Raw genomic sequence first — 20,293 nt, forward strand, 5'->3', positions numbered from 1 at the left:
GCGCGCCGCTATGCCGCCGGGTCGGCCACGCGGCCCACGAACAGGATCGCGCTCGTCGCGTTGTCCCGGATGAAGAAGAAGAACGGACGATCGAAGCGGATGGCCGCGGGCTCGGGCGGCCCGCTCTCGTCGAGGGCCACCGCGGTCGCCGCCGCGGCCTCCGTGCCCGCCTCGTTCACGGAGACGAACGCCTTGTGGACAACGGCGGAGATTGAAAGGCTCCGCTGCCCGTCGATCCCCGAGAAATCCGCGGCGCCGAAGGCGGCGGTCATCCCCAGCTCCTCGAGGGGCGGGATGAGGTCGAACGTCGACTCCACCCTGAAACTCGGCAGCCCGATGGTGACATTCCGCGGCTCCAGCGAGCCCAGGACGCCGTCGAGGCGCGCGCCGTCGAGGCCCTCCTCGAACGCCTCGATGTCGGACGGCAGCACGAGCACCATCGACACCTCGTCCCCGTAATAGGGCATCTCCAGCGCCGCGTAGCCGTCGCCCTCGCCATAACGGACCTCCGCCGTGCCGGCCATCATCGACACGGAGATCGAGGAGCCGTCCGCCAGCGTGAAGTCGGCTATGTCCGACGCCTCCTCGTCGAAGGGGAACTTCCACGCCGCGCTGAAATAGATGGAGTTCGTCAGCACGAGCCGCGTCGAGGCACTGACGGCGCCTTCCGGCACGATGTCCTTGATCCGGCCCCAGGTGCGCTCGGCCACCCAGCCATTGATGATCTCCCGGGCCTCGCTCGGCTGGGCGAAGTCGACGAGGTTCATCCCGGCCCCATAGTTCTCCGCGAGCACGTCGAGGAACGAGGGCAGGAACGGATGCCCGGCCTGCCCCCAGAGCGCGTTGGCGATGTTGAGCCGGAACCCCTCGCCGTCCTGACCCTCGGCGATCTCGCCGCGGCTCTCGAGCGCCAGATCCAGCGCGTTGAACGCCGGGTGCAGCCGCTCCTGGGGCAGCGTGAAGCGCAGCGCGCTCGCCATCTCCGCCTCCGTCTCGCTGCGCGCGCCCGCGTACGCCATCGCCAGCGCGCTCGCCACGCTGTACGGCGAATAGAAGACGTTGCGCCCCGGATCGCTGCCGAGCTTCGCATAGAGGTCGAGCGCGAACGCCGTGTTGCCGTCGGCGAGCGCCTTGCGATCGGCGTCCGGCACCGAGGGGGCCAGGATCCGCTGCTTCTCGGAGGCGACGACGCACCCCGGTGTCTCCGGATCGCTGCATCCGGATGGAAAGGGCTCAGGCCCCGGCTGCTCGGAGTCGCAGCCGGCGAGGATCATGGACAAGGGGATCAGGACTGAAAAAATTTGATAATAGCGCATGCCCTTGACACAGCACGGCTTGTGCCAAGGCCACGGCGCCGTCCAGTCTGGCGGTACCGACAGCTCCCCGCGGTCGCGACGATCATCGAAACAGCGGCCGCGATCGGCGAGGCAAGGCTGGCCCACTGTGGCACATGGCGCTTTTGTGTTCACCCACGCCAGGATCCGGTCCAGCGGGTTCGGCGGCGCGTGGCTCGACCCTCCTGTGAGGCTACGACGCGACCCTCACTGCTCGAGGTAGAGGGCGACCTCCGCTGTCCGTCCCTTGGCGTGGGCGATGAGCGTGGCGAGTCCGTTCTCGAAGTCCTCGGGCGTCGTGAGGTGCGTGTGCCCCTCGATCTCGCCCTCCGGCCCGACCACATACGGCGCGATCAGGTCGTGCGCCGCCTTGAACCACGCCTCGGAGGCGGCCGCCTCGTACTCCTTGGTGGCGGCCTGCGCCACGTAGCCGCGGTAGACCCCGAGATAGACCGGATCGTCGAGCAGGAACCGGACGAGCGGCCATTGCTCGGTCACCTCGGCCATCGAGAGGGGCAGCGCCGTCAGCCCGATGGTCACGCCCGCGTCGGCGTCCGAGAACGCGAAGGTGTGATCCCAGGGGATCCACGTGAACTGCCCGCCCTTGTTCGGGTCCGCGTAGAGATAGTAGTTGTGCGGCAGGCGGCCGTACACGTCCCAGTCCTCGACCACCGCGTTCAGCGCGAACCAGTGCAGGAAGCCGTCGACGTCGAGGCGCGCCTCGAGCCCCGCGCGCCAGGCGGCGGCGTCGGTCCTGTCGGCGTGCAGCGCGTCGAACAGCGCCCGCGCGTCCGAGAGATCGGTGTCGTCCTCGTTGTTCTCCTTGACGATGGAGTCAGGATCCCACGTCTCCCACCGCGCGCCGGTGCCATCGGGCTTGTAGAGGTTGCCCTTGTGGCCGCCGAAATGGGTGTCGAGGAACGCCTCGTCCGACGGGAGCTCGATGCCGGTGTACAGCCCGAAGTAGACGGGCCCTTCCCCGTGATCGATGAAGACCCGGTAGAACGCGGTCGCGGGCGCGGGGATCCCCGCCTTGGCGAAGATGTCGGTGCCGATCTTCTCGCGCAGGAGCGAGGGATCCAGGTACCCGCTCGCGAACGACATCGAGTCGAACCCGTAGAAGCGCTGATTCTTGGTCTCGGGATACTCGTCCTCGAATCGGTCGAAGTTGAGGCGCAGCGGCAGCTTCCAGTTGCCCGCGTTCCAGGGCAAGAGCAGGCTCGAGTTGCCCTTGAAGCGGATGCCGACGTGCTTCCACTGCCGATCCTCGGTGGCCACGTCGCACTCGACGTAGGCAGGCGTGCGCGGGAGCAGCTCGACGCTGCTGGCGAGCCCCGGATCGCCGCCCCCAGGGCCGGGCGGCATGCAGGCCAGCTCGCCCTCGATGTCGGTGCACGCCCCCTCGGTGGCGGTCCCGAAGATGTCGATCGTGCAGGCGGCGTCCGCCGCCAGCCCCTCGCAGGCGGCGATCCAGTCCGGCGGCGGCACGAATTCCCCGGGCTCCTGCGGGGTCGGCTGGCAGGTCAGGCCGCCGGGGAGCTCCGTGCACGCTCCCTCGGCGGGAGCCCCGAAGAGGTCTATCGTGCAGGCGTCGCCGGCCACGAGACCATCACAGGCCGTGACCCACTCCGGAGGCGGCGCGAATGGACCGCCCTGCGAGCCGAACTCGCCGACCATGTCCGTCATGTCGTCGACCATCTGCTGCCACTGCTCGGGCGTGATGGTGATGTCGATGCGGGGAACCCGGTCCTGCGGGAACGCGGCGGCGTAATCCGGCGGCTCCGTGGGGACGCCGCCCGCCTCGCCGTCGCCGCCTGCGCCGTCGCCGCCCGAGCCCTGCCCTCCGGTGCTGCTGCTCGCGCCGGCGCCCGCCCCGGTCGCGCCGGGGTCGTCGGACGAGCCGCAGCCCACGAGAGGCGCGGCCGCCAGCGTGGCGACAGGCAACAGGCAACGAAGAATTCTCAAGGTCATCGATCGCTCCTCAGCTCGCGTTTCGGGGCGATATTATGTCAATTCTGCATCGATCGTGTGACGAAACCTCGCGCCGGAAGCGTGCGGCATGCCGTCATCGGCCAGATCGGCCCGAGGCGCCGGGCTGGCGTGCGGTGGAACCTTCCACATCGCTCGCGGTGGAACTTTCCATTCATGATGCAGGGGAGACTTCCACGTGGGAGGAGGGCGGCGCAGGCGCGCCGCGCGCCCTCCCGCGACGATCGCGCAGGCCCCTCCGCTCCCCGAGGAGAGCAAGGCAGGTTGACATCGACGCGGGAGGGCGGCGAGAGCTATCGAGTCGACGCCGCGGGAGGACGCGGCACATCAGGCCCCCCGCGGCGCGCGCTCACGAGGGCGCGCCGCACTTGCCGCGCGACGCGACCGACACGCCTGCCGCGTTCGCGAAGCATGCATTGCTGTACGTCTTGCCGTCGCAGCCGCAAACGGGATTGTACACCTGGGTGCACGCCTGCGGGATGGGCGCGCACACGCCCGTCTGGTCGGCCGCGCCGCACTGCGCCTTGATGTCGTAGTCACAGAAGAAGCCGCGCTCGCACGCGATCCCGGCGAAGCCGCCGCAGACGCCGCCCTGGTGCTCGCCGCCTCCCCTCACCTCACTCGACTCGGAGTCGATCGATTCGGGCGCATCGTCCGCCACCTCCACCTGACAGCCGGCGGCGAGCGGGGCCATGGCGAGCGCGAGCCAGACGACGGATGCAATGCGACTGCCCTTGAACCAAGCCTGAACGTTCATGATGTTTCCTCCAATGTCGCCTCGCCGCTCCCGGCAAAGCGATGACCGTGCGCGAGCCCCTCTCCTGGAGAGAAAGGGCGCCTTGCGCCGAGCGCGAGCGCGGCGCGTGATCCCTGTCATCCCCCTGCCGATCGGTCCGCGAGAATGAGAGTCAACTCGACGCGACCTACGTGCGATGAGACCTCGAGCCGACGGTCGCAGCGCTGCGGGGGGCACAGTCTCCTTGGCAGGAGTCGGGCCACACGTCGGGCGGCGCGGTCTCCACGGCGGGCACGCCCGGCTGCGTCGTCGGGGCCGCCCGGATCGGGCGAAAGCTGCGCAAGGTGAGCGAGGGCTGGCGCAACCTGCCCCCGCAGCGTGGTGCCAGGCGACCGTGAGGCGAGCGCTCTCCCGGCGAGCGCTCGTCGCTCAGCAGGCCGGCGAGCGGCGCGCGCTCGCGTCGCCCCTCAGCCCAGGAGCCCCCGCTCGCCCAGCCACAGCGTCGCGCCGGCGCGGCTATAGATGCCGAGCTTGTCGTAGGCGTGGGCGATGTGATGCTGCACGGTCTTCTGGGAGATGTGAAGGACGACGGCGATCTCGCGGTTGGTCTTGCCGACCCCGACCAGCCGCAGCACCTCCAGCTCGCGCGCCGTGAGCGCCCTTCGTGATCGGACGAGCCGAGCGCACCCGCCGCCGGCGCGCTCTCCGCTCGGAGGAGCGCTCGGAACGGGATCGGTGGCGAGCAGATAGTTGTACGTCGTGCCGCGCCCCCCGGCGAGGCGATGGGTCCAGATCGGGTTGGCGCAATAGAGCTCCAGCATCTCCTTCGTGTACCCGATCACGAAGTGCTCGAAATACGGGTGCCAGGCCGGAAGGTCGTGAACTCGAAATTCGACGCCGGCGTCCCGCAGCGCCGCTTCGGAGCGGCTGTCGGTCTCGGAAAAATAACGATGCCAGAGGGTGGGAATGGCCGTGACCAGCGAGGACATCCCCGGATCTCGGACGAAGCGCTTCAGCGGGCCATCGACGAGCGCCCAGCGCGCCGACTCGGCCCCGAGCTCGAAGAGGGCGTCCTTGCGGTCCGGATAGAAGCGCCGCACGAGCTCGTCGTGGAACGTGAGGAACTCGGGCAGCGGAACCAGGCTGCTGGCCGTGATCGGCTGCCTGAACCACGGGTGGCTCAGCGCCATGTCTCGAAAGAGGGCGCGCCACGCTTCCGAGCCGAATCTCCGGCTCACCAAGGTTTTCCGCGTCAGGATTGTGGTTCCGCTGACCTTCATGGGAAGCTCGTTGACGCCTCCCGCTGGACGACGAAGCCGCTCGGGAGGCAGGCTCCCAAAGTATCACTCGCCACCTCGAACGATCAAGGCGTCGGCCACCAACGCGCGAGTTCGCGTGTCACGCCGCAGCTACGATCACGCGGTATTCGCACACCAGCAGCAGATTCTTCTGATGGCGCTGCAGGCCGGCAGACCGCGCTGTGGATGCGCAGCGTCATCGCATCCCACAGCGGATCGTATCTCGATGTCAGCGGAGTCGTTCGAATGTCAGCGAAGTCGTTCGAATGTCGAGGCGGGTGTGAGCAGGACGGCGAGAGGATCGAGGGACGCCGTGCACGGGAATGGGGGGACGCGCCGCGTCGAGCACGCAGAGGGCGCGTCAGGAAGAGGCTACGGCATGGTGTGCCGCTTCAGGACCGGCCAGCCGACCGCGGCGTTGCCGTAGTCGTGGCCCCCTCCCTGCTTCGTGCAGAGGGCCACTTCGACGCCGCCCTCGCAGTTCGAGAAGGTCGAGCAGCCCTTGCTGTCTTCGGCCGATGGCGAGCCCGTGCACTTGTTGATCTGGCCCCACTTCTCGAGGGTCGATTTCGCCCCGAGGAACGTGATGGGCATGCCGCTCACCACCGCGGAGTGTCCACCGGCGTAAGGCACGATCGGATCCCCGGTGCTGCGGAACGAGATCACGGTGATCGGGCGCGACGGCTTGCAATCGGCGATGTTCTCCTGCAGGAGATCGAAGGCGGCGGGCGCCACGGCGGCGAACGTATCGGCCGCGTGGCAAGCGAGGTAGTGGGACATTCCACCTCCCATCGAGAAGCCGACCGCGTAGATGCGCTTGGAGTCGATGCAGGCGGTCTCCTGGATCTCGGCCACCATCGCCTTGACGAAGGCGACGTCGTCGGTGTTCTTCACGCAGCAGGGCCCCACGTTCCAGGCGCCGCCAGACGGGCCGGCCAGCCCTGACGGGAAGGCCATGATGACCCCCTCCGGGTCGGTCTGCGCCGGATACGGCGAGCCCGATCGCTCCGACGGGCCGGAGCCGCCGAGGGGGTGGAGGTCCACCACGAGGGGCACCGGCTTGCTGCCGTCGTACGCGGCAGGGACATGCAGGACATAGCTGCGGTTCGAGCCGCCGACGGTGATCGTCTTGTTCGTGTCGCCGGCCCTCAGCGCGGGCGACGGGCAGGTGACGGGCTCGCCGCCACCCGCGCCGCTCGTGCTGGCGGCACTCGCGCTGCTCGTGCTGGCGCCGCCACCCGCGCCGCTCGTGCTGGCGCCGCCCCCCGCGCCGCTCGTGCTGGCGCCGCCCCCCGCGCCGCTCGCGCTGGCATCGCCCCCCGCGCCGCTCGTGCTGGCGCCCTCGCTGCCGGTGCTGGTGCCGCTGGCCGGGCCCGTCGTGCCCGCCGACACGCTCCCGCTGCCCGAGGTGCCGCTCGTGCCGGCGCCGGCGGCGGGGCCGCCGCCGTCGCCGTCGGTCCCATCGCTTTCGCCACCGCAGCCCCAGAGGGAGAGGCCGAGCGCTCCCAACACCAGAATCAGCTTCGGTAAACTCGTTCGTCCGTACGTCATTGGTCAGCACCTCTGTCCGGTGGGTTCAAGACCGCCATCCGGTGCTCGGGCCACGTCCTCGGAAGCGCGCGACAGCGCCGTCCTTGTCTTCCCGGCTCGCCGTCCGTCGTCATGTCACCCGATGCACGTGACTGTCATATCCGAGGTCGCTCGCTCGAGGCATGGGCATACGTGCCTATGCCTCGACGCCGCAGCCGCTCGCCGTCCGGGGAGCATCTCCAGGCGTTCCTGGGAGGCGCGGAGCGCGCCGGTCTTCCCGGATGGGCGCCGGAGGCCCAGGCACGGTCGATGATACGTCGACGTGTTCCGTGGAGATCGTGCCCACGGAGAGGGGCTGTGCGCGGCGCGTCGCGACGCGCCGACAGCAGGCGGTGCTGGCGTTCGTCGTCGCGTGCCTGGCCGCCGTCCTCCTCTCCCCGGTCCACCTGACGCGGCGTCACCCGGGCGCCCTCGTCGTGTCCATCGAATTCGACGACACGCTGGCGGATCAGCTCTCCGTGCGCTCCATCCTCGCCGAGCACGGGATGCATGCCACGTTCTTCGTGAACAGCGGTGTGCTCGACCGCCCAGGCTACCTGACGGTCGCGCAGCTCCGCGCGCTCGCGTCCGACGGCCACGAGATCGGCGGCCACACCATGAATCACGTGCGGCTGCCCGGGCTCGAGGTCAGCGAGCAGCGCCGGCAGATCTGCGATGATCGCCGCGCCCTCCTCGCGCTGGGCTTCGCCGTGAGCGACTTCGCCTACCCCTGGGGCGCTCACGACAGCGTCAGCGTCGAGCTGGTGCGCTCCTGCGGTTACGACAGCGGAAGGCGCGCGGGCGGGCTCGCGTTCGCCTCATGCATCCTGTGCCCACGGACGGAGTCCATCCCTCCCCCCGACCCGACCGCCACCCGCGCGCCCGGCTCCCTCACCCGCGACCAGGGCGTCCCCACGATCAAGGAGCTCATCCGCGGCGCGCAGCAGGACGGCGGATGGATACAGCTCATCTTCCACCATGTCTGTGACGCCTGCGGCAAGTACAGCATCTCCAGACAGGACTTCTCCACCCTCCTCGACTGGCTCGCGGAGGAGCGCGACGCGGGCCGCGTCGTCGTCCTGACGGTGCGCCAGGTGATCCACGGCGAGGTGCCTCGCTAGGCTGCCCGTGGCGTGGACGAGGCCCCCCCGAGGCGGATCCATCACGGAGCGGAGGAGCCGCGCGCGTCCCCTCGGGCGGCGCCTCCGGCGCTGCTCATCGGCAGGCGGAAGAGCATCGCGTCGTCGTGCTGGCGCAGGGTCAGGACGAACTCCGCGTGCGCCCACCCGAGGGGCGCAGCCGCGCCGGTCGGCTGGCCGGCGCCGGACCCGCGATCGAAGACCTGCTCCGGCAACATCTGGGACGCGGTCGCGAAGCGCCCCATCGCCTCGAGGTAGGGGCGCATCCTCTTGCGCGCCGCCGCCGGCGAGCTGGACTTCGCGAGCGCCTTCGCGAGCTCGTACTCGGCTCTTTCGCCCGTGAGCATCGGCCATACCATCCCTCTCGTCCGCTCGCCCGTGCGCGGGTCGAAGCCATACCCGTCGCCGACATAGCGATAGAACCCGGGGCCGACCCCAGGGACCTCGACGCGCAGCGCGGCGTCGCAGGCCGCCAGCGAGTCGGCGATGCTCGCCGCGAGCGCCGGGCGCACCCCGAGGACGACGAGCCTGAGGAAGCCGCAATCAACGACGTCGCGCTCCAGCCAGGACCGGCCACGCAAGACGTAGCGTCGCTCGTCGTTCGGGTCCCTCGGGGCGTCCGGGCTGCCGGTCGCGTCGACGCGCACGAAATACCGCCCCTTGCCGGTGCCCCCCTGGGTGGTGAACGTCCAGCCGTCGATCTGCCGGGCCCAGCGCTCGGCCGTCTCTCTGTACCGGGCCTCGCGCTCGGGGTCACCCATCGCGCCCGCGATGTCCGCGGCATGGACGAGCGCGGCGCAGACGAAGGCCAGGGTCGACGGCGACATGCCCGAGACCTCCTCCCATCGATCGAGCGGGGTCCATGGGCCGAAGGCGACAAGGAAATCGGCGGCGCGGCGCGCGAGCTCCCAGCACGCGTCGGCCGCGACGAGCCGGTCTTTGACCACGTGGAAACAGACGTCGATCGGCTGCGCGACCTGATCGAGCTCCAGGCCTCTCCAGTACGGTTCTCCGTCGGACCAGGTGTTCTGGTAAAATGAACCCTCCTTCGAGACATGGAGAGAGCCGAAATCCCACGTGCCGTCCGACGCGGAGAGCTGGACACGTTTCATGAACTGCACCGCGGCCACGGGCGAGCGCGTGTCGCCCGCGGCGAGCAGCGCGAGCGCGATCTGGCTGAGATCGCGCGGCCACACGAGGTGGTAACCCCCCGTGATCCTGTCCGAGGTCCTCGGCGAGCTCGCGCTCGCCCGGTCGAGCCTGACGTCGCCCCAGGGCACGGACGGCGACGCGATGAAGGCACCGGGGTGCGCCCTGTCCTCGAGGGACTTCATCACCGCCACGGAGCTCCGGTAGAGGCGCGCGAGGTCGGGAGAAGCGCCCCCGAGCGGACGGAGGGACGCTTGATAGGCGCGCCACTGCGCGCGGTACCTGTCGAGGAGCGCGCCGGGGTCCTCGCGGAGCGACGCCTGAGCCGCGCGGTGGGCCTCGTCGATGTCGCGTCCGAAGCCGAGCGCCAGCGTGAGCTCATGGACGCCTGGCGACAGCGGGAGATCCAGCTCGCCGGTCAGCACGACGTCCCCGTCCTTCGCGTCGCGGCAGTGGGTGGTCAGCGTGCGGTGGTTCTGCAGGTCCCGATAGCCGTCGCTCTCGGCGCCCGAGAAGCCGGCTGTGGCGTCGCGCCAGGGGACAGAGGCCACGAGGGCCTGGGCGAAGGGGCCTTGCCAGGCGAAGAGCCCTGCCCCCGGCGTGCCTCCGGTGCTCGCCATCGCGCTGTCGCCGAGCGGCGTGTTCCCCGCGCTGGGGTTGTGAAGGACGAAGAACCTGAGCCCTCGGACTTTCCTGGTGATCTTCAGCCGCTGCAGGACCACGTCGCGATCGGGATCGGCGAAGACGATCTTCTCGATCCTGAACCTCCCGCCCGGATCTTCCGTGATCACCCGGAATGCCGGCACGCCGGGCTCGATCCAGCGGACGCTCCGCCGTGCGTCTCGCCGCTCCTCGAAGAGGCCTCTGCCGGCCGCCGTGACGAGCAGCTGGCTGTCCCGCGTCTGCGGGGTATCGTTCGTCGGCCAGAACACCTCGGTCAGGATGCCGCTCGCTCCGGTGAACCAGACGTTGCTGATCGGGGCCGTGTCGGAGCGCGCCGAGTACTTCAGGTCCTCGTCGTAGCTCTCGTAGGCGGCGCCGAAGAGATCCTTGGAGCCTCGAGACCAGCTCCCCGCGGACGAGGATCCAGGCGCCGCGCCGGTGGGCGTTGCGGCGCTCGCCACGCCGGCGAGCGGGAGCGAGGCGCCAAGGGCCGCGACCAGCAGCGTTCTTCCGAGATTTCGCATGGACCGGCTCCGACCAGCGAGGAGCGCGCAGCGCGTCGGTCTGGAAGCGTGCAACGCCCGGTCCATTGACGCCCAACCCACGGCCCTCAAGGCATGGCCGACGCTCCTCCGCTGGGGTGATCGGCCAAGCGCCGCGCGGTGTGCGGCTCCTGCGCGCACCGGCGTGAGCACCGAGGTTCCCCTCGGGACAATTCGCGACGGACGCCCAACGGAAGGAAGCTTTGCATGAAACAGCTGTTCAGAGACGTACGCCAACGGGCTGACCGATTTCTCGCTGCTCGGCGATCTGCCGTCGATCATCGGGCGCGCCGGCGGCCTGAAGACGCGCATCCTCGCGAGCGGGCCGAAGAGCAACCTGTACATCGCCGCGCCCGCGGACTCGCCGATCCAGAGCATCAAGGATCTCAAGGGCAAGCGCTTCGCCGTGTTCAAGGGCACCTGCTTGCAGCTCTCGGCGGCGCGCATCCTGGAGGCCAACGGGCTCAGCGAGCGCGACACCCGCGCCATCAACATGGACAACGCGACCACCAAGGCGGCGCTGGCGACCAAGGACGTCGACGCGGCCATCGGCGGCCCTGACCTGCTCGCCCAGCGCGATCAAGGCATCGTCCGCATCATCTATTCGACCAAGGGCGACCCCCGCTACACCTGCAACAGCACCATCATCGGCTCCGAGGACTTCATCCGAAAGTACCCGGAGATCACCAAGCGCGTGGTGCGGCAGTACGTCCTGGCAGCGAAATGGCTCGCGGATCAGGACAAGGACCTGAGCGCGGCATACCGCATCTGGTCGCGCTCAGGCGTCCCGTTCGCGGCCTTCAAGGAGGACTGGGCCGGCGAATCGGCGCGAGACAGGGACAGCCCGCTCGTGGACGCGTACGTGATCGCTCGCTACAAGGCGAGCATCGCCGATGCCAGGCGCCTGGGCCTGATCCGCACGACGTTCGACTTCGAGCCCTGGGTCGACCGCAGCTTCCTCGATCAAGTCCTGAAAGAGGAGAAGCTCGAAGGTTTCTGGAAGCCCCGCGCGCTGCCCTGACGCAGCCAGGAGCTCGAGGCGGAGCTGCCGGATGAGGCGACCCGAGCTTCTGCCGCCAGCTGTCGTGCGCGGCGCTGGCGGCGCTCGGCGAGCCTGGTACCCTGGCGCTCCGCTATGATGGTCAACGAAGATGTGGTGGTGATCGTGCGCGGGCTCGAGGTGGTCGTGGAGCGCGCCGGCGGGCTGTTCCTCGGCCGGCGCGATACCCTCGGGGCGTTCGCCGATCCACCGGTGTTCCTCGGCAGGTTCGAGGGTCGCGGCTGGTACGCGGCGCGAGCTCGGCCCGGCGTCGAGCTTCCGGCCGAGCTCGCGTTCGCCTCGGTCCGCTCCCTCTTCTCCGAGCTGCCCGAGCCCACGCTGCACATCCTGGGGCGCGCGCTCGCTGGTGTCGAGTTCGACGAGACGCACCGCCACTGCGGGCGCTGCGGAACAGCCACCCAGCAGGACGCCGCGGCCTCCGACGGGCGCGAACCCAGCGTCGGTGAGCAGACGCGGCGCTGCCCGAGCTGTGGGTTGAGCGTGCACCCGCGGATCGCGCCCGCCGTGATCGTGCTGGTGGAGCGCGACGATCACGTGCTCTTGGCGCGCAGCGCGCGCTTTCCGCCCGGGCGCTTCAGCGCGGTGGCAGGCTTCGTGGAGATCGGCGAGTCGCTCGAGCAAGCGGCTGCGCGAGAAGTCAGCGAGGAGGTCGGCGTTCAGATCCGTGATTTGAAGTATTTCGGCAGCCAGCCGTGGCCGTTCGGCCGCTCGCTGATGATCGGCTTCTCGGCCACGTATGCCGGCGGCGCGCTCACGCCGGACGGCCACGAGATCGTCGAAGCCGACTGGTTCTCGCGCGAGAAGCTGCCCGACCTCCCGCCCAAGGTGAGCATCGCGCGCCGATTGATCGACGCCTTCGTCCAGCGCTCCGCGCCCCTGTCTTGAGCGACGGCCGCCTCGCCGGCGAACGTGGCCCGCACAAAAGGCCGTCCCCCCGTCGACCGACGTTGCCTATCTCGCGGCCTGCTCGTTCGCGTAGGGGTTGAGCTCGTTCGTGTAGACGCGGCTCAGGGAGATCTCGCCCGGCTTGAGCTCCCCGCTCTTGACCATCCAGTCGATCCAGACCTGGAAGTCGCGCTCCGCGATCAGGCCGCCCTTGCCGGCGACGCCGTAGCTGCGCCAGAACTTGATGGCCGAGTCCTCCTCGTTCCGACCGCGCTTCTTCATCAGCGCGATGCAGCGCGCCACCACCGTCTCGCGCGGGGTGTCCCGGGCCCACTCGATGGCCTTGGCCGTCGCCTCGACGAAGCGCCGCGCGGTCCTGGGGTTTTGCTTGATGAAGCTCGTCTTCATCACGTAGCTGCCCGCGGTGAACTTCCCGTAGAGCTCATAGTCCGAGAACAGCGAGCGAATGCCGCCGCGCTCGAGCGCGCGATCGCGGTAGATGTCGCCGAGCGTCGCCACGTCGACCTGCTTCTCGCGGAGCAGCTGCTCGCCGTTCACCGGGGGAACGACGAGCAGCGTGACGCGCCGGGCCTCCTCCGGCGCGAGCTGGCCCCGCGACAGAAACTCCTTGACCATGAACTCGCTGTGAGCGCCGAGCGTGTTCATGGAGATCGTCTTGTCCAAGAGATCGCGCGCCGTGCGCAGAGGGCTGTCGTTCAGCACGAAGAAGCCGCTCTGACGTTGCTCGTCGACACCGTAGTAGCCGGCGACGGCGATGATGGGCGCCTTGGCCGCGATCAGCTTGACGATGGCGCCGTTGAAGGCGCCGCCGAAGTCGGTGTCGCCCGTGACCACGGCCTGCACGCTCTGCGGGCCGCTCACCGTGCTGCCGATGAAATTCAGGCGGATCGGCGCGAGGTAACCGAGATCTTCCGCGAGCTCGATCGGCGACACCGTGCCGTTGTTGCCCTGATAGCGGAGCTCGAGCGTCTCGAACTCGCCCTCCGATCCGGCGGCGGAGGCACGCGGAGCGTCGTCGCGCGAGCAGCCCACCGCGCCGCACGACACCAGCAGGGCGAAGAGGTGGACGGCGCGCAACGCGGCGCGGAGCAGGTCAGCAGGGAGGGGGCGCGGAGCAGTCATATCCGTTATATTAGACTACCATCCGTTGTAGTACAAGCCTCTCCTCTTGCCGAGGAACCGGCGCACGCGTCAGAACGCGCGGCCCTCGACGTGCCTGGCACAGGTTTTTCTTGAACGCCGTCGTGCATCAAACCGCGCGCCTTTCTCGGGATCTTCCCACGCGCGGCCCTGGCACTCTTTGGCACAGGAGCGAATCCAATGACAGACCTTCGACCTACGTGGCTTCATCTCGGCGCCGTGTTCTCGCTCGCGCTCGCCCTTTCCGGCGCGCTCGCGGGCTGCGGACCGCTCGGCTGGACGACCTGTGAGTACGACGGCGTCGACTACAGCCCCGGCGACGAATTTCGTGACAAGGAGGGGTGCAACAGCTGCTTCTGCTCGGAGGACGGGAACGTCTCCTGCACCGATATGGCGTGCATCGCCGAGTGCACGTGGGGAGGGGTCACGCACGCGCAGGGCGAGTCGTTCCCTGCCGGGGACGGGTGCAACAGCTGCTTCTGCATGGAGGACGGGAACGTCGCCTGCACGCTGATCGAGTGCACCGGCGGCTGCATCTACGACGGGCTCGCGTACCCGCCCGGTGAGTCCTTCCCGGCGTCCGACGGTTGCAACACCTGCACCTGCGATCCCTCGGGCTCCGGGAGCGTCGGCTGTACCAAGATCGGGTGTCACGGCTGCGAACGAGACGGCATCGGTTACGCGGCGGGGGCGCCGGTCCCACCGGACGACGGCTGCAACACCTGCACGTGCAACGCGGACGGCCAAATCGTATGCACGGACGTGGCTTGCCCGGAAGGCTGCACGTATGGAGGCGTGGCGTACAGGCCGGGCGACCGGTTCCCTGCCCTCGACGGCTGCAACACCTGCACGTGCGGCGGGGATGGCAGCGTCGCATGCACGGAGAAGGGCTGTCTGGAGGCCTGCACCTACGGAGGTGTGGGGTACGAGCAGGGCGACAGCTTCCCCTCCCTTGACGGCTGCAACACCTGCACCTGCACCGCCGGCGGGGGCGTGGCGTGCACCGAGCGGTATTGCGGATGCGACCCGTCGAGCGAGTGGTGGCGCCAGTACGTGAGCACCAGCCCGGAGGAGTGCGCGCTCATCGACTTCGCCTGCACCGGAGGCCTGACCCACGTCTCCAACGAGTGCGGCTGCGGCTGCGAGCAGGACCCGAGCTGCCCGTCCTCGTTCAACTGCATGCCCCCTCAGGCGTGCGATGTGGACGAGATCAAGAAGCGCTGCCCGTACTCCACGATCGCATTCTGAGCGGATACGTCGCGCTCGCCCCGCGGGCTGCGTGGCGACCGAGCTGGTGGGGGCCGCCGGGAACGAGCCGCGGCGCGGGACGGCTCCGGGTCGGCGGCGATGACCTCGAGGCGCTCGAGGCGCATGCGCTCGGAGTGCGCGCCCACGCGCGCACCCGGTCTCGAGATCGCGGACGACATCGAGGGTCTCCTTCCAGTAACGCTGATGGCCTGTCGGGCGCGGAGCGGGCTACGACCGCTCCACGGCGCTCCGCAGCAGCGCCACGGCGGCCTCTCGCAGGATCGGCCCGTCCACGCGCACGGCGGGCGAGGCGTTCGCCAGCACCTCGTGGCAGCGCACCGGCAGCGCTGGCCCGCCGAGCGCCGCGATGATGTCCGGCGTGCTGGCTGCGTAGACGATGCGGCTCACCCCCGCCCAGAACAACGCCCCCGAGCACATGGCGCAAGGCTCCCCGCTGGCGTACACGGTGCCGCCCTCGAGCGCCTCCGGGCCGTGCGCCGCCGTCGCTTCGCGGATCAACACCACTTCGGCGTGAGCGGTGCAGTCGCCCTGCCCTGCGTTGGCCGTGCGCCGCTGGTTGAAGCTCACCTGGAGCACCTGGCCGCCTTGTACGAGCACCGCGCCGAACGGCATGTTGCCTGCGCGCAGGCCGTCGCTCGAGGCGTCCACGGCGAGCTGCATGAAGCCGGCGTCCAGGGGGTCGTCTACGGGATGGGTCATGGTAAACCGACCTCACCGCTCACCGAGATCGAGCGCGATATCACGCCTGCGGGCGCGCGGCGTGCAGGCGTCACCCGGATACGGAGCTGACCGACCGGGCGTGCCATGCCGCCCATCATGAGGTCGAGCCATGCGCGCGGCCGGCGAAGCACCTCGATCCGGAAGTCGCGCAGAAGCACGGTGAGCGCGATCCCCAACATCGTATAGGCGAGCGTCCGGCCAGGGCAGAGGTGATGGCCGAGCCCAAACGCGCCAAACCGTCGATCCTTGACCGCGGGGCTCTGGAAGGCGTCGGTCTTCATGTCGCAATACCGCTCGGGCTCGTAGCGAGCGGGATCGTGGTAGAAGGACGAGTCGCCGTTGACAAGCCCCATCGACATCCCGATGAGGCTGCCGGCCGGGATCAGGTGGCCGCCCAGCTCCACCGGCCTCCGCGAGAGCCGCCAGAGGCCGCCATTGCCATGGAGACGCAGCGACTCGTTGATCGAGCGGAGCAACACCGGCATGCGGCAGAGCGCGCCGAGATCGAGGGCTTGCCCGTCCTGGAGGACGCGAGATTGCTCCTCGAGCACCGCCGCGAGCGCCCGCGGGTGCTCCAGCAGCTCCGACAGGCTCGCGGCGAGGCTCATGGCCGTGTTCGTGTGCGCGCCGAGCACCGCGCCCATCACGGCGAGCGCGGCATTGCGGAGCTGCTCGGGCGTCGCGGCCGTGGGCTCGTCTCCCAGGGCGCTCGTGATCACCGCATGGAGATAACCTTCCGGGTCAGCGCTGCGCTCGGCCGCCACGCGCCGCACCTCGCTCGTGAAGATCGAGATGATGCGCTCCCGCGCCTGCTTGCGGCGCTTCGCCGAGGGCGTCTCGATGGGCAGGAAGAAGCCCGTGAGGTTCAGCTCGCTCTCGAGGATGTGGAACTGGCGCGCGAGCTCGTCGCACAGCGGCTCTGAGATGGTGTCGCCGCACACGAACCGGCAAGCCATGTGCAGCACGAGGTCGTTGGCGAGCGCGAGCGCGTCGATCTCACCGCCAGCGAGCCGGTCACGCAGGAACCGCGCCGTGAAATCCGCGAGAGGGCCGCTCTGGCGACGCACGGACGCGCCGGAGAGCGCGCGAAGCACGTGGGGCTGGACCTCGACGAAGAGGTCTTCGCCGAGGATCTTGCCGGCGAGCCGCCGGTACGCGTCCACGAGGCTCAGCTCTTCGCCCGCGTCGATGAAGCGCTCTGCGGCGTCCTTGCCGCCGACGAACGTGAGCGGGAGCCCGAACAGCGATAGGGTAAATACATCACCGAGCGCCTCGTGGCCTGCGCGCTGGAGCTCGGTCGGGTCGGCCAGCAGCGCGATCGCCGTGCCGATGCCCGGCACGATCGCCCCCAGCCGCGGCGGCCCCGCCCCGTTGGACCGAGCCTCGGCACGGACGAGCGCCCGCACGATCTTCCGCCGGGTGCGGCCGGTGAGCGACTGGGGAGCGCTGCTATCCACCTGCGATCGAGATGTGTTTTGCATGGAATGGTGACTCCAACGCTCGCATAGGAGCGAGCGTCACGACCGCTGTTGAGGGAAGAGCCGATTGCCACGCTCGCCGACGGGCGCCATGTGTCGGCTGCCCTGGATGATCCTCCGCCGTGTCGTGCCACCCGCCCCCCTCACGGCATCGCGTCTGTCTTCGTCCGATTTATCCGTCGTCAACGATCGAACAGCGCGAGACGGGGCGGCAGCGGCTGGGCCTGTGGATGCCCTCATGATCGCTGCTTCAGCTCATCCTCTCGCACTGCGCATGCGGTGTCAACGGCAGAGGTCGATCGCCCGCGGCGTCCTGCGGGGTGCGGGGTTCGCGGCGGCCCTACCCAGACGCGCGAACCGAGCTTCACCGATTGCCGTGGTGCCTATACCTATACGTTCAACACCGCATTGTCGGACACGCGCTGCGCGGGCCCGGGGCTCGTGGTCTTCGCGGACTCGGAAGTGGAGGCGCTGGGATGCGCCGCCGCGAGGGCCGTGCTCCAGGGGGTTCATGAAGAGGCGCATCGGTGGCCGGCGCTCGACGCCGACCGCCACCTCGAGGATGCCCGGAAGGCCCTCCCCGCTCCCTTCGCCTCCATGGCGTGAGCGGGTGCCGGGAGGCGCGGCAGCGGAATTCGACCGGACGCTTGTTCCCGCGCGCCTGGCGAGTCCGCTCGGCGGGGCCTGACCCGAGAGCGCGCTCGACGTTGCCGAAGACATGCCGGCGCGGCGCGCGCGGATGGCCTTCGGGATCCGGCTCCTTGCGCACGTAGGCGAGGCCACCGGTTGCCAAGACCGGCCCAGCTTGCTTGCAAGCTCTCGACTGCCGGAGCGTTCGTGCTATTAAGGCGCCCCCCATGAACGCCTCTGACGCGATCAAGGAGCGGGTGGACCGCTTTATAAAGGACATCCTGAGCCTGGTCGAACGAGTTCAGGAGGAGCACCGCGCCGCAGCGCACCGGACTGTGACGACGATGCTGGCCGACCTGGGACGGCCAGCGGCGAACGCCTCCTCGGAGCGCCGTCCGAAGCCCCGGAAGGGGCCGAAGCCCCGGAAGGGGCCCGCGCACGCCCAAAGGAGCGTGGCGAGGCCTACGAGGAGCGGGAAGCAGGGCGCGCTCTCGGCAGCGTCAAGCTCCTCGACGACGGCACCGTCCACGAGGAGCGGGAAGCAGGGCGCGCTCTCGGCAGCGTCAAGCTCCTCGACGACGGCACCGTCCACGAGGAGCGGGAAGCAGGGCGCGCTCTCGGCAGCGTCAAGCTCCTCGACGGCGGCACGGTCCACGAGGAGGACCTCAGCACCGGCATCCGGCGCGGACCGAACCACGGCTGGCACGATGACCGCGACGGGAGACTCCACGAGCGATCGGGAGGCCGTGGTGCTCGAAACCGTTCGATCCCTCGTGCGAGGGACGGCGACGGAGATCGCCACGCGCAGCGGGCTACCGAACGGGAGCGTGTACGTCACGCTTCGCGCGCTCGTGGCTCGCGGCCGCGTGGCGAGAGCCGGGACAGCGAGGGGCGCCGAGTACAGCCTCGTCTCGTCCGGCGGGATCCGGCCCTTCAAGCGCGTGAAACCTGCGACGCCCACCAGCCCTGCGGAGCTGGAACAGACCGCCGACACCGCGCTCGCGGAGTAGAAGATTCCGCTCACGCACGAGATCGTCGCGGTGCGTTGCAATCAGGTTGAGAGCCAGAGAGCATCAACAGGAAGGCGGGAAGGCGGGAAGAGAAGCCCACGAATTCTCCCTGACCTCCTCATGCCCTTTGGTCCGGAGGCGCACCGCGTTTTCGGCTCGGCGCCCGTCGCCCACAGGGAAGCAGACCACCCGGGCGCCGCGCAGCTCATGGATTCGTGAAGTCGTAGCATCCCTGCAGAGAACCAGCGGCTGGAGCCATGCTCGCCCCCGCGCCGAGCCGGGACAGATCCGTCATCACGTACACTGCGTCCCGGGGAAAAGGGAAGGCGGAGTCTTCACGTTTGCTGTAGGAGCCGCCTCCGACACAGTAGACCGCCGGGGTGCCGAGGCGCTCTCCCGGGATCACGAGATAACCGCTGACGATCTCGTTCCCGTCGACCTCGACATGGAGCACTCCGCCACGATCGAAATAGACATGGCCGCCATGCGCATCCGGGCCATACGAGAACTCGCTCGAGTTCTGGCCGTCGCCGTTCGGCGCTCCCTCGATTGGCCCCGAGAGCACATCTGCTTCGAAGTCGTAGACGATCTCACCGGCGATGGGCTCACCGGGGCACGCGCCAAGCTTGACCAGCGATGCCATGGAGAACCTGTAGCCGGCTTCGTCCCGGATCACAGTCGAGCCGCCGGCATCATGGAACCACGTATCAGGGCTCGACCCCTCGGAGGGCATCCGGATCAACCCAGCGGCGCTCAGCTCGACGCCCTCTCGCAGCATTTCCCGTCCGAACAGGTGCAGCTCACCACCAGCGCCGAAATCGAAGCGCAGGCTCTCCACGCGTCCAGCATTCCCCGCCCCCTTCGCCGCTGTCGCGTGAGTTATTTCACACGCCACGCATTGGACGGAGCCCGCAGTGACATGGCCCCCATGCGCGCTCCCCCGGAGCCTCACCTCATTGGATCTCGGGTCCCCCGTGCGCGACGAGAAGCGCTAACGACACCCGGCTCCGGGCGACGACGGACTCGACCGTGCTCCCGAGGTAGAGCTGACCGAGAGGCCCATGATCGTGGCCCCCGAGCACGAGCAGATCGTACGGAGCGCGCGCGAGCTCCTGCGCAATCTCGGCCTGGAGGGACTCTCGCTCGATCTCGACGCGCTCTGGAGCGAGGTGGAGCTGCTCGGTCCTGAATCCGGAGAAGAAGCGCTCGGAGACCCGGAGGCCCAGTAGCGTTGCCGCACTTCGTGCGGCATCTGCCTGAACCTTCGGCCGACGCTCAACGCGTCGCAAGTGCTTGAAATAATGAATGAATTGCGTCCCCAGCGGGATTCGAACCCGCGTAGCAGCCTTGAAAGGGCTGAGTCCTGGGCCGGGCTAGACGATGGGGACCGGCGATTCGGCGCGGGACCCTACCGTCCGTCGTCGAGCAATGCAAGCCCAACTCGCGTCGCCCGTTGGGGTTTCCGCCGTCGGGCCCGCTCCCGCCCCGCGACCCCCCGCAGCCGCGGCGCGCGCCGCCCCCGAACCGCCCCCCGAACCGCTGGACGACCGCCCTGAACCGGGCGACCATCCCCCACCCCACCTCACCCGATCCACCGAACGCCGCACAGGCCGAGCTCTCCCCATGCTGCCGTCCCCGCGCCTCGAGCCTGCCGTTCCGAT

At 69.3% G+C, this 20,293-nt stretch carries 16 protein-coding genes, 1 tRNA gene and 1 pseudogene; 6 read left to right on the forward strand and 12 right to left on the reverse strand.

Going from position 1 to position 20,293, the window contains the following annotated elements:
• Positions 1–8 precede the first annotated feature (8 nt).
• From WMF45_RS23015 to WMF45_RS23035, 5 genes are all read right to left on the reverse strand, one after another.
• On the reverse strand, positions 9–1,274 hold the full coding sequence (locus WMF45_RS23015; RefSeq protein WP_437718994.1) for a serpin family protein: 1,266 nt from the start codon (positions 1,272–1,274) through the stop codon (positions 9–11).
• 267 nt (positions 1,275–1,541) lie between these two features.
• Complete coding sequence (locus tag WMF45_RS23020; protein WP_437718995.1) at positions 1,542–3,305, reverse strand: CotH kinase family protein; 1,764 nt, start codon at positions 3,303–3,305, stop codon at positions 1,542–1,544.
• Between the two features lie 367 nt (positions 3,306–3,672).
• Entirely contained in the window at positions 3,673–4,080 is a 408-nt protein-coding gene (locus tag WMF45_RS23025) for a Kazal-type serine protease inhibitor family protein (RefSeq protein ID WP_437718996.1), read from the reverse strand.
• A gap of 446 nt (positions 4,081–4,526) precedes the next feature.
• The gene (locus WMF45_RS23030; RefSeq protein ID WP_437718997.1) at positions 4,527–5,297 is read right to left on the reverse strand and encodes a response regulator transcription factor; all 771 of its coding nucleotides are present in this window, start codon (positions 5,295–5,297) and stop codon (positions 4,527–4,529) included.
• Between the two features lie 432 nt (positions 5,298–5,729).
• Positions 5,730–6,908 carry an alpha/beta hydrolase family esterase gene (locus WMF45_RS23035; protein ID WP_437718998.1) on the reverse strand — a complete coding sequence of 393 codons (1,179 nt, stop codon included), beginning with the start codon at positions 6,906–6,908 and terminating at the stop codon, positions 5,730–5,732.
• A 317-nt stretch (positions 6,909–7,225) separates the two neighbouring features.
• On the opposite strand from WMF45_RS23035, the gene WMF45_RS23040 reads away from it, so the two are divergent.
• The gene (locus WMF45_RS23040) at positions 7,226–8,047 is read left to right on the forward strand and encodes a polysaccharide deacetylase family protein (protein WP_437718999.1); all 822 of its coding nucleotides are present in this window, start codon (positions 7,226–7,228) and stop codon (positions 8,045–8,047) included.
• Positions 8,048–8,088: 41 nt separating this feature from the next.
• Here WMF45_RS23040 and WMF45_RS23045 read toward each other — a convergent pair whose 3' ends face one another.
• A complete protein-coding gene (locus tag WMF45_RS23045) occupies positions 8,089–10,401 on the reverse strand; it encodes a glycoside hydrolase family 15 protein (protein WP_437719000.1) in 2,313 nt (770 codons plus the stop codon).
• A gap of 253 nt (positions 10,402–10,654) precedes the next feature.
• Here WMF45_RS23045 and WMF45_RS23050 point away from each other — a divergent pair.
• Together WMF45_RS23050 and nudC are read left to right on the forward strand one after the other, a co-directional pair.
• Positions 10,655–11,440, forward strand: a pseudogene (locus tag WMF45_RS23050) (ABC transporter substrate-binding protein); the annotation flags it as partial.
• Between the two features lie 114 nt (positions 11,441–11,554).
• Positions 11,555–12,364, forward strand: a complete 810-nt coding sequence (gene nudC, locus WMF45_RS23055; RefSeq protein WP_437719001.1) for an NAD(+) diphosphatase — start codon at positions 11,555–11,557, stop codon at positions 12,362–12,364.
• Between the two features lie 66 nt (positions 12,365–12,430).
• On the opposite strand, the gene WMF45_RS23060 is transcribed toward nudC, so the two are convergent.
• The gene (locus WMF45_RS23060; protein ID WP_437719002.1) at positions 12,431–13,507 is read right to left on the reverse strand and encodes an ABC transporter substrate-binding protein; all 1,077 of its coding nucleotides are present in this window, start codon (positions 13,505–13,507) and stop codon (positions 12,431–12,433) included.
• Positions 13,508–13,705: 198 nt separating this feature from the next.
• On the opposite strand from WMF45_RS23060, the gene WMF45_RS23065 reads away from it, so the two are divergent.
• Positions 13,706–14,773, forward strand: a complete 1,068-nt coding sequence (locus WMF45_RS23065; RefSeq protein WP_437719003.1) for a hypothetical protein — start codon at positions 13,706–13,708, stop codon at positions 14,771–14,773.
• Between the two features lie 228 nt (positions 14,774–15,001).
• On the opposite strand, the gene WMF45_RS23070 is transcribed toward WMF45_RS23065, so the two are convergent.
• Entirely contained in the window at positions 15,002–15,493 is a 492-nt protein-coding gene (locus tag WMF45_RS23070) for a nucleoside deaminase (RefSeq protein WP_437719004.1), read from the reverse strand.
• Entirely contained in the window at positions 15,490–16,995 is a 1,506-nt protein-coding gene (locus WMF45_RS23075; protein WP_437719005.1) for a cytochrome P450, read from the reverse strand. The genes WMF45_RS23070 and WMF45_RS23075 overlap by 4 nt, the downstream gene beginning before the upstream one ends.
• Before the next feature lie 276 nt (positions 16,996–17,271).
• Between WMF45_RS23075 and WMF45_RS23080 the strand changes: the two genes are divergently transcribed.
• The gene (locus WMF45_RS23080; RefSeq protein WP_437719006.1) at positions 17,272–17,598 is read left to right on the forward strand and encodes a hypothetical protein; all 327 of its coding nucleotides are present in this window, start codon (positions 17,272–17,274) and stop codon (positions 17,596–17,598) included.
• Positions 17,599–17,849: 251 nt separating this feature from the next.
• Positions 17,850–18,632 carry a helix-turn-helix domain-containing protein gene (locus WMF45_RS23085; RefSeq protein WP_437719007.1) on the forward strand — a complete coding sequence of 261 codons (783 nt, stop codon included), beginning with the start codon at positions 17,850–17,852 and terminating at the stop codon, positions 18,630–18,632.
• 205 nt (positions 18,633–18,837) lie between these two features.
• Here WMF45_RS23085 and WMF45_RS23090 read toward each other — a convergent pair whose 3' ends face one another.
• The 3 genes from WMF45_RS23090 to WMF45_RS23100 form a co-directional block, all read right to left on the reverse strand.
• Positions 18,838–19,470 (reverse strand): hypothetical protein, encoded by a 633-nt coding sequence (locus WMF45_RS23090; RefSeq protein WP_437719008.1) that lies wholly within the window; start codon positions 19,468–19,470, stop codon positions 18,838–18,840.
• Between the two features lie 115 nt (positions 19,471–19,585).
• Positions 19,586–19,921, reverse strand: coding sequence for a universal stress protein (locus WMF45_RS23095; RefSeq protein ID WP_437719009.1), 336 nt, complete (start codon positions 19,919–19,921; stop codon positions 19,586–19,588).
• A 24-nt stretch (positions 19,922–19,945) separates the two neighbouring features.
• Positions 19,946–20,020, reverse strand: a tRNA-Glu gene (locus WMF45_RS23100).
• Between the last annotated feature and the right edge of the window lie 273 nt (positions 20,021–20,293).

The sequence above is a fragment of the Sorangium sp. So ce448 genome, from assembly GCF_051520915.1.
Classification (GTDB): Bacteria; Myxococcota_A; Polyangia; order Polyangiales; family Polyangiaceae; genus Sorangium; species Sorangium cellulosum_B.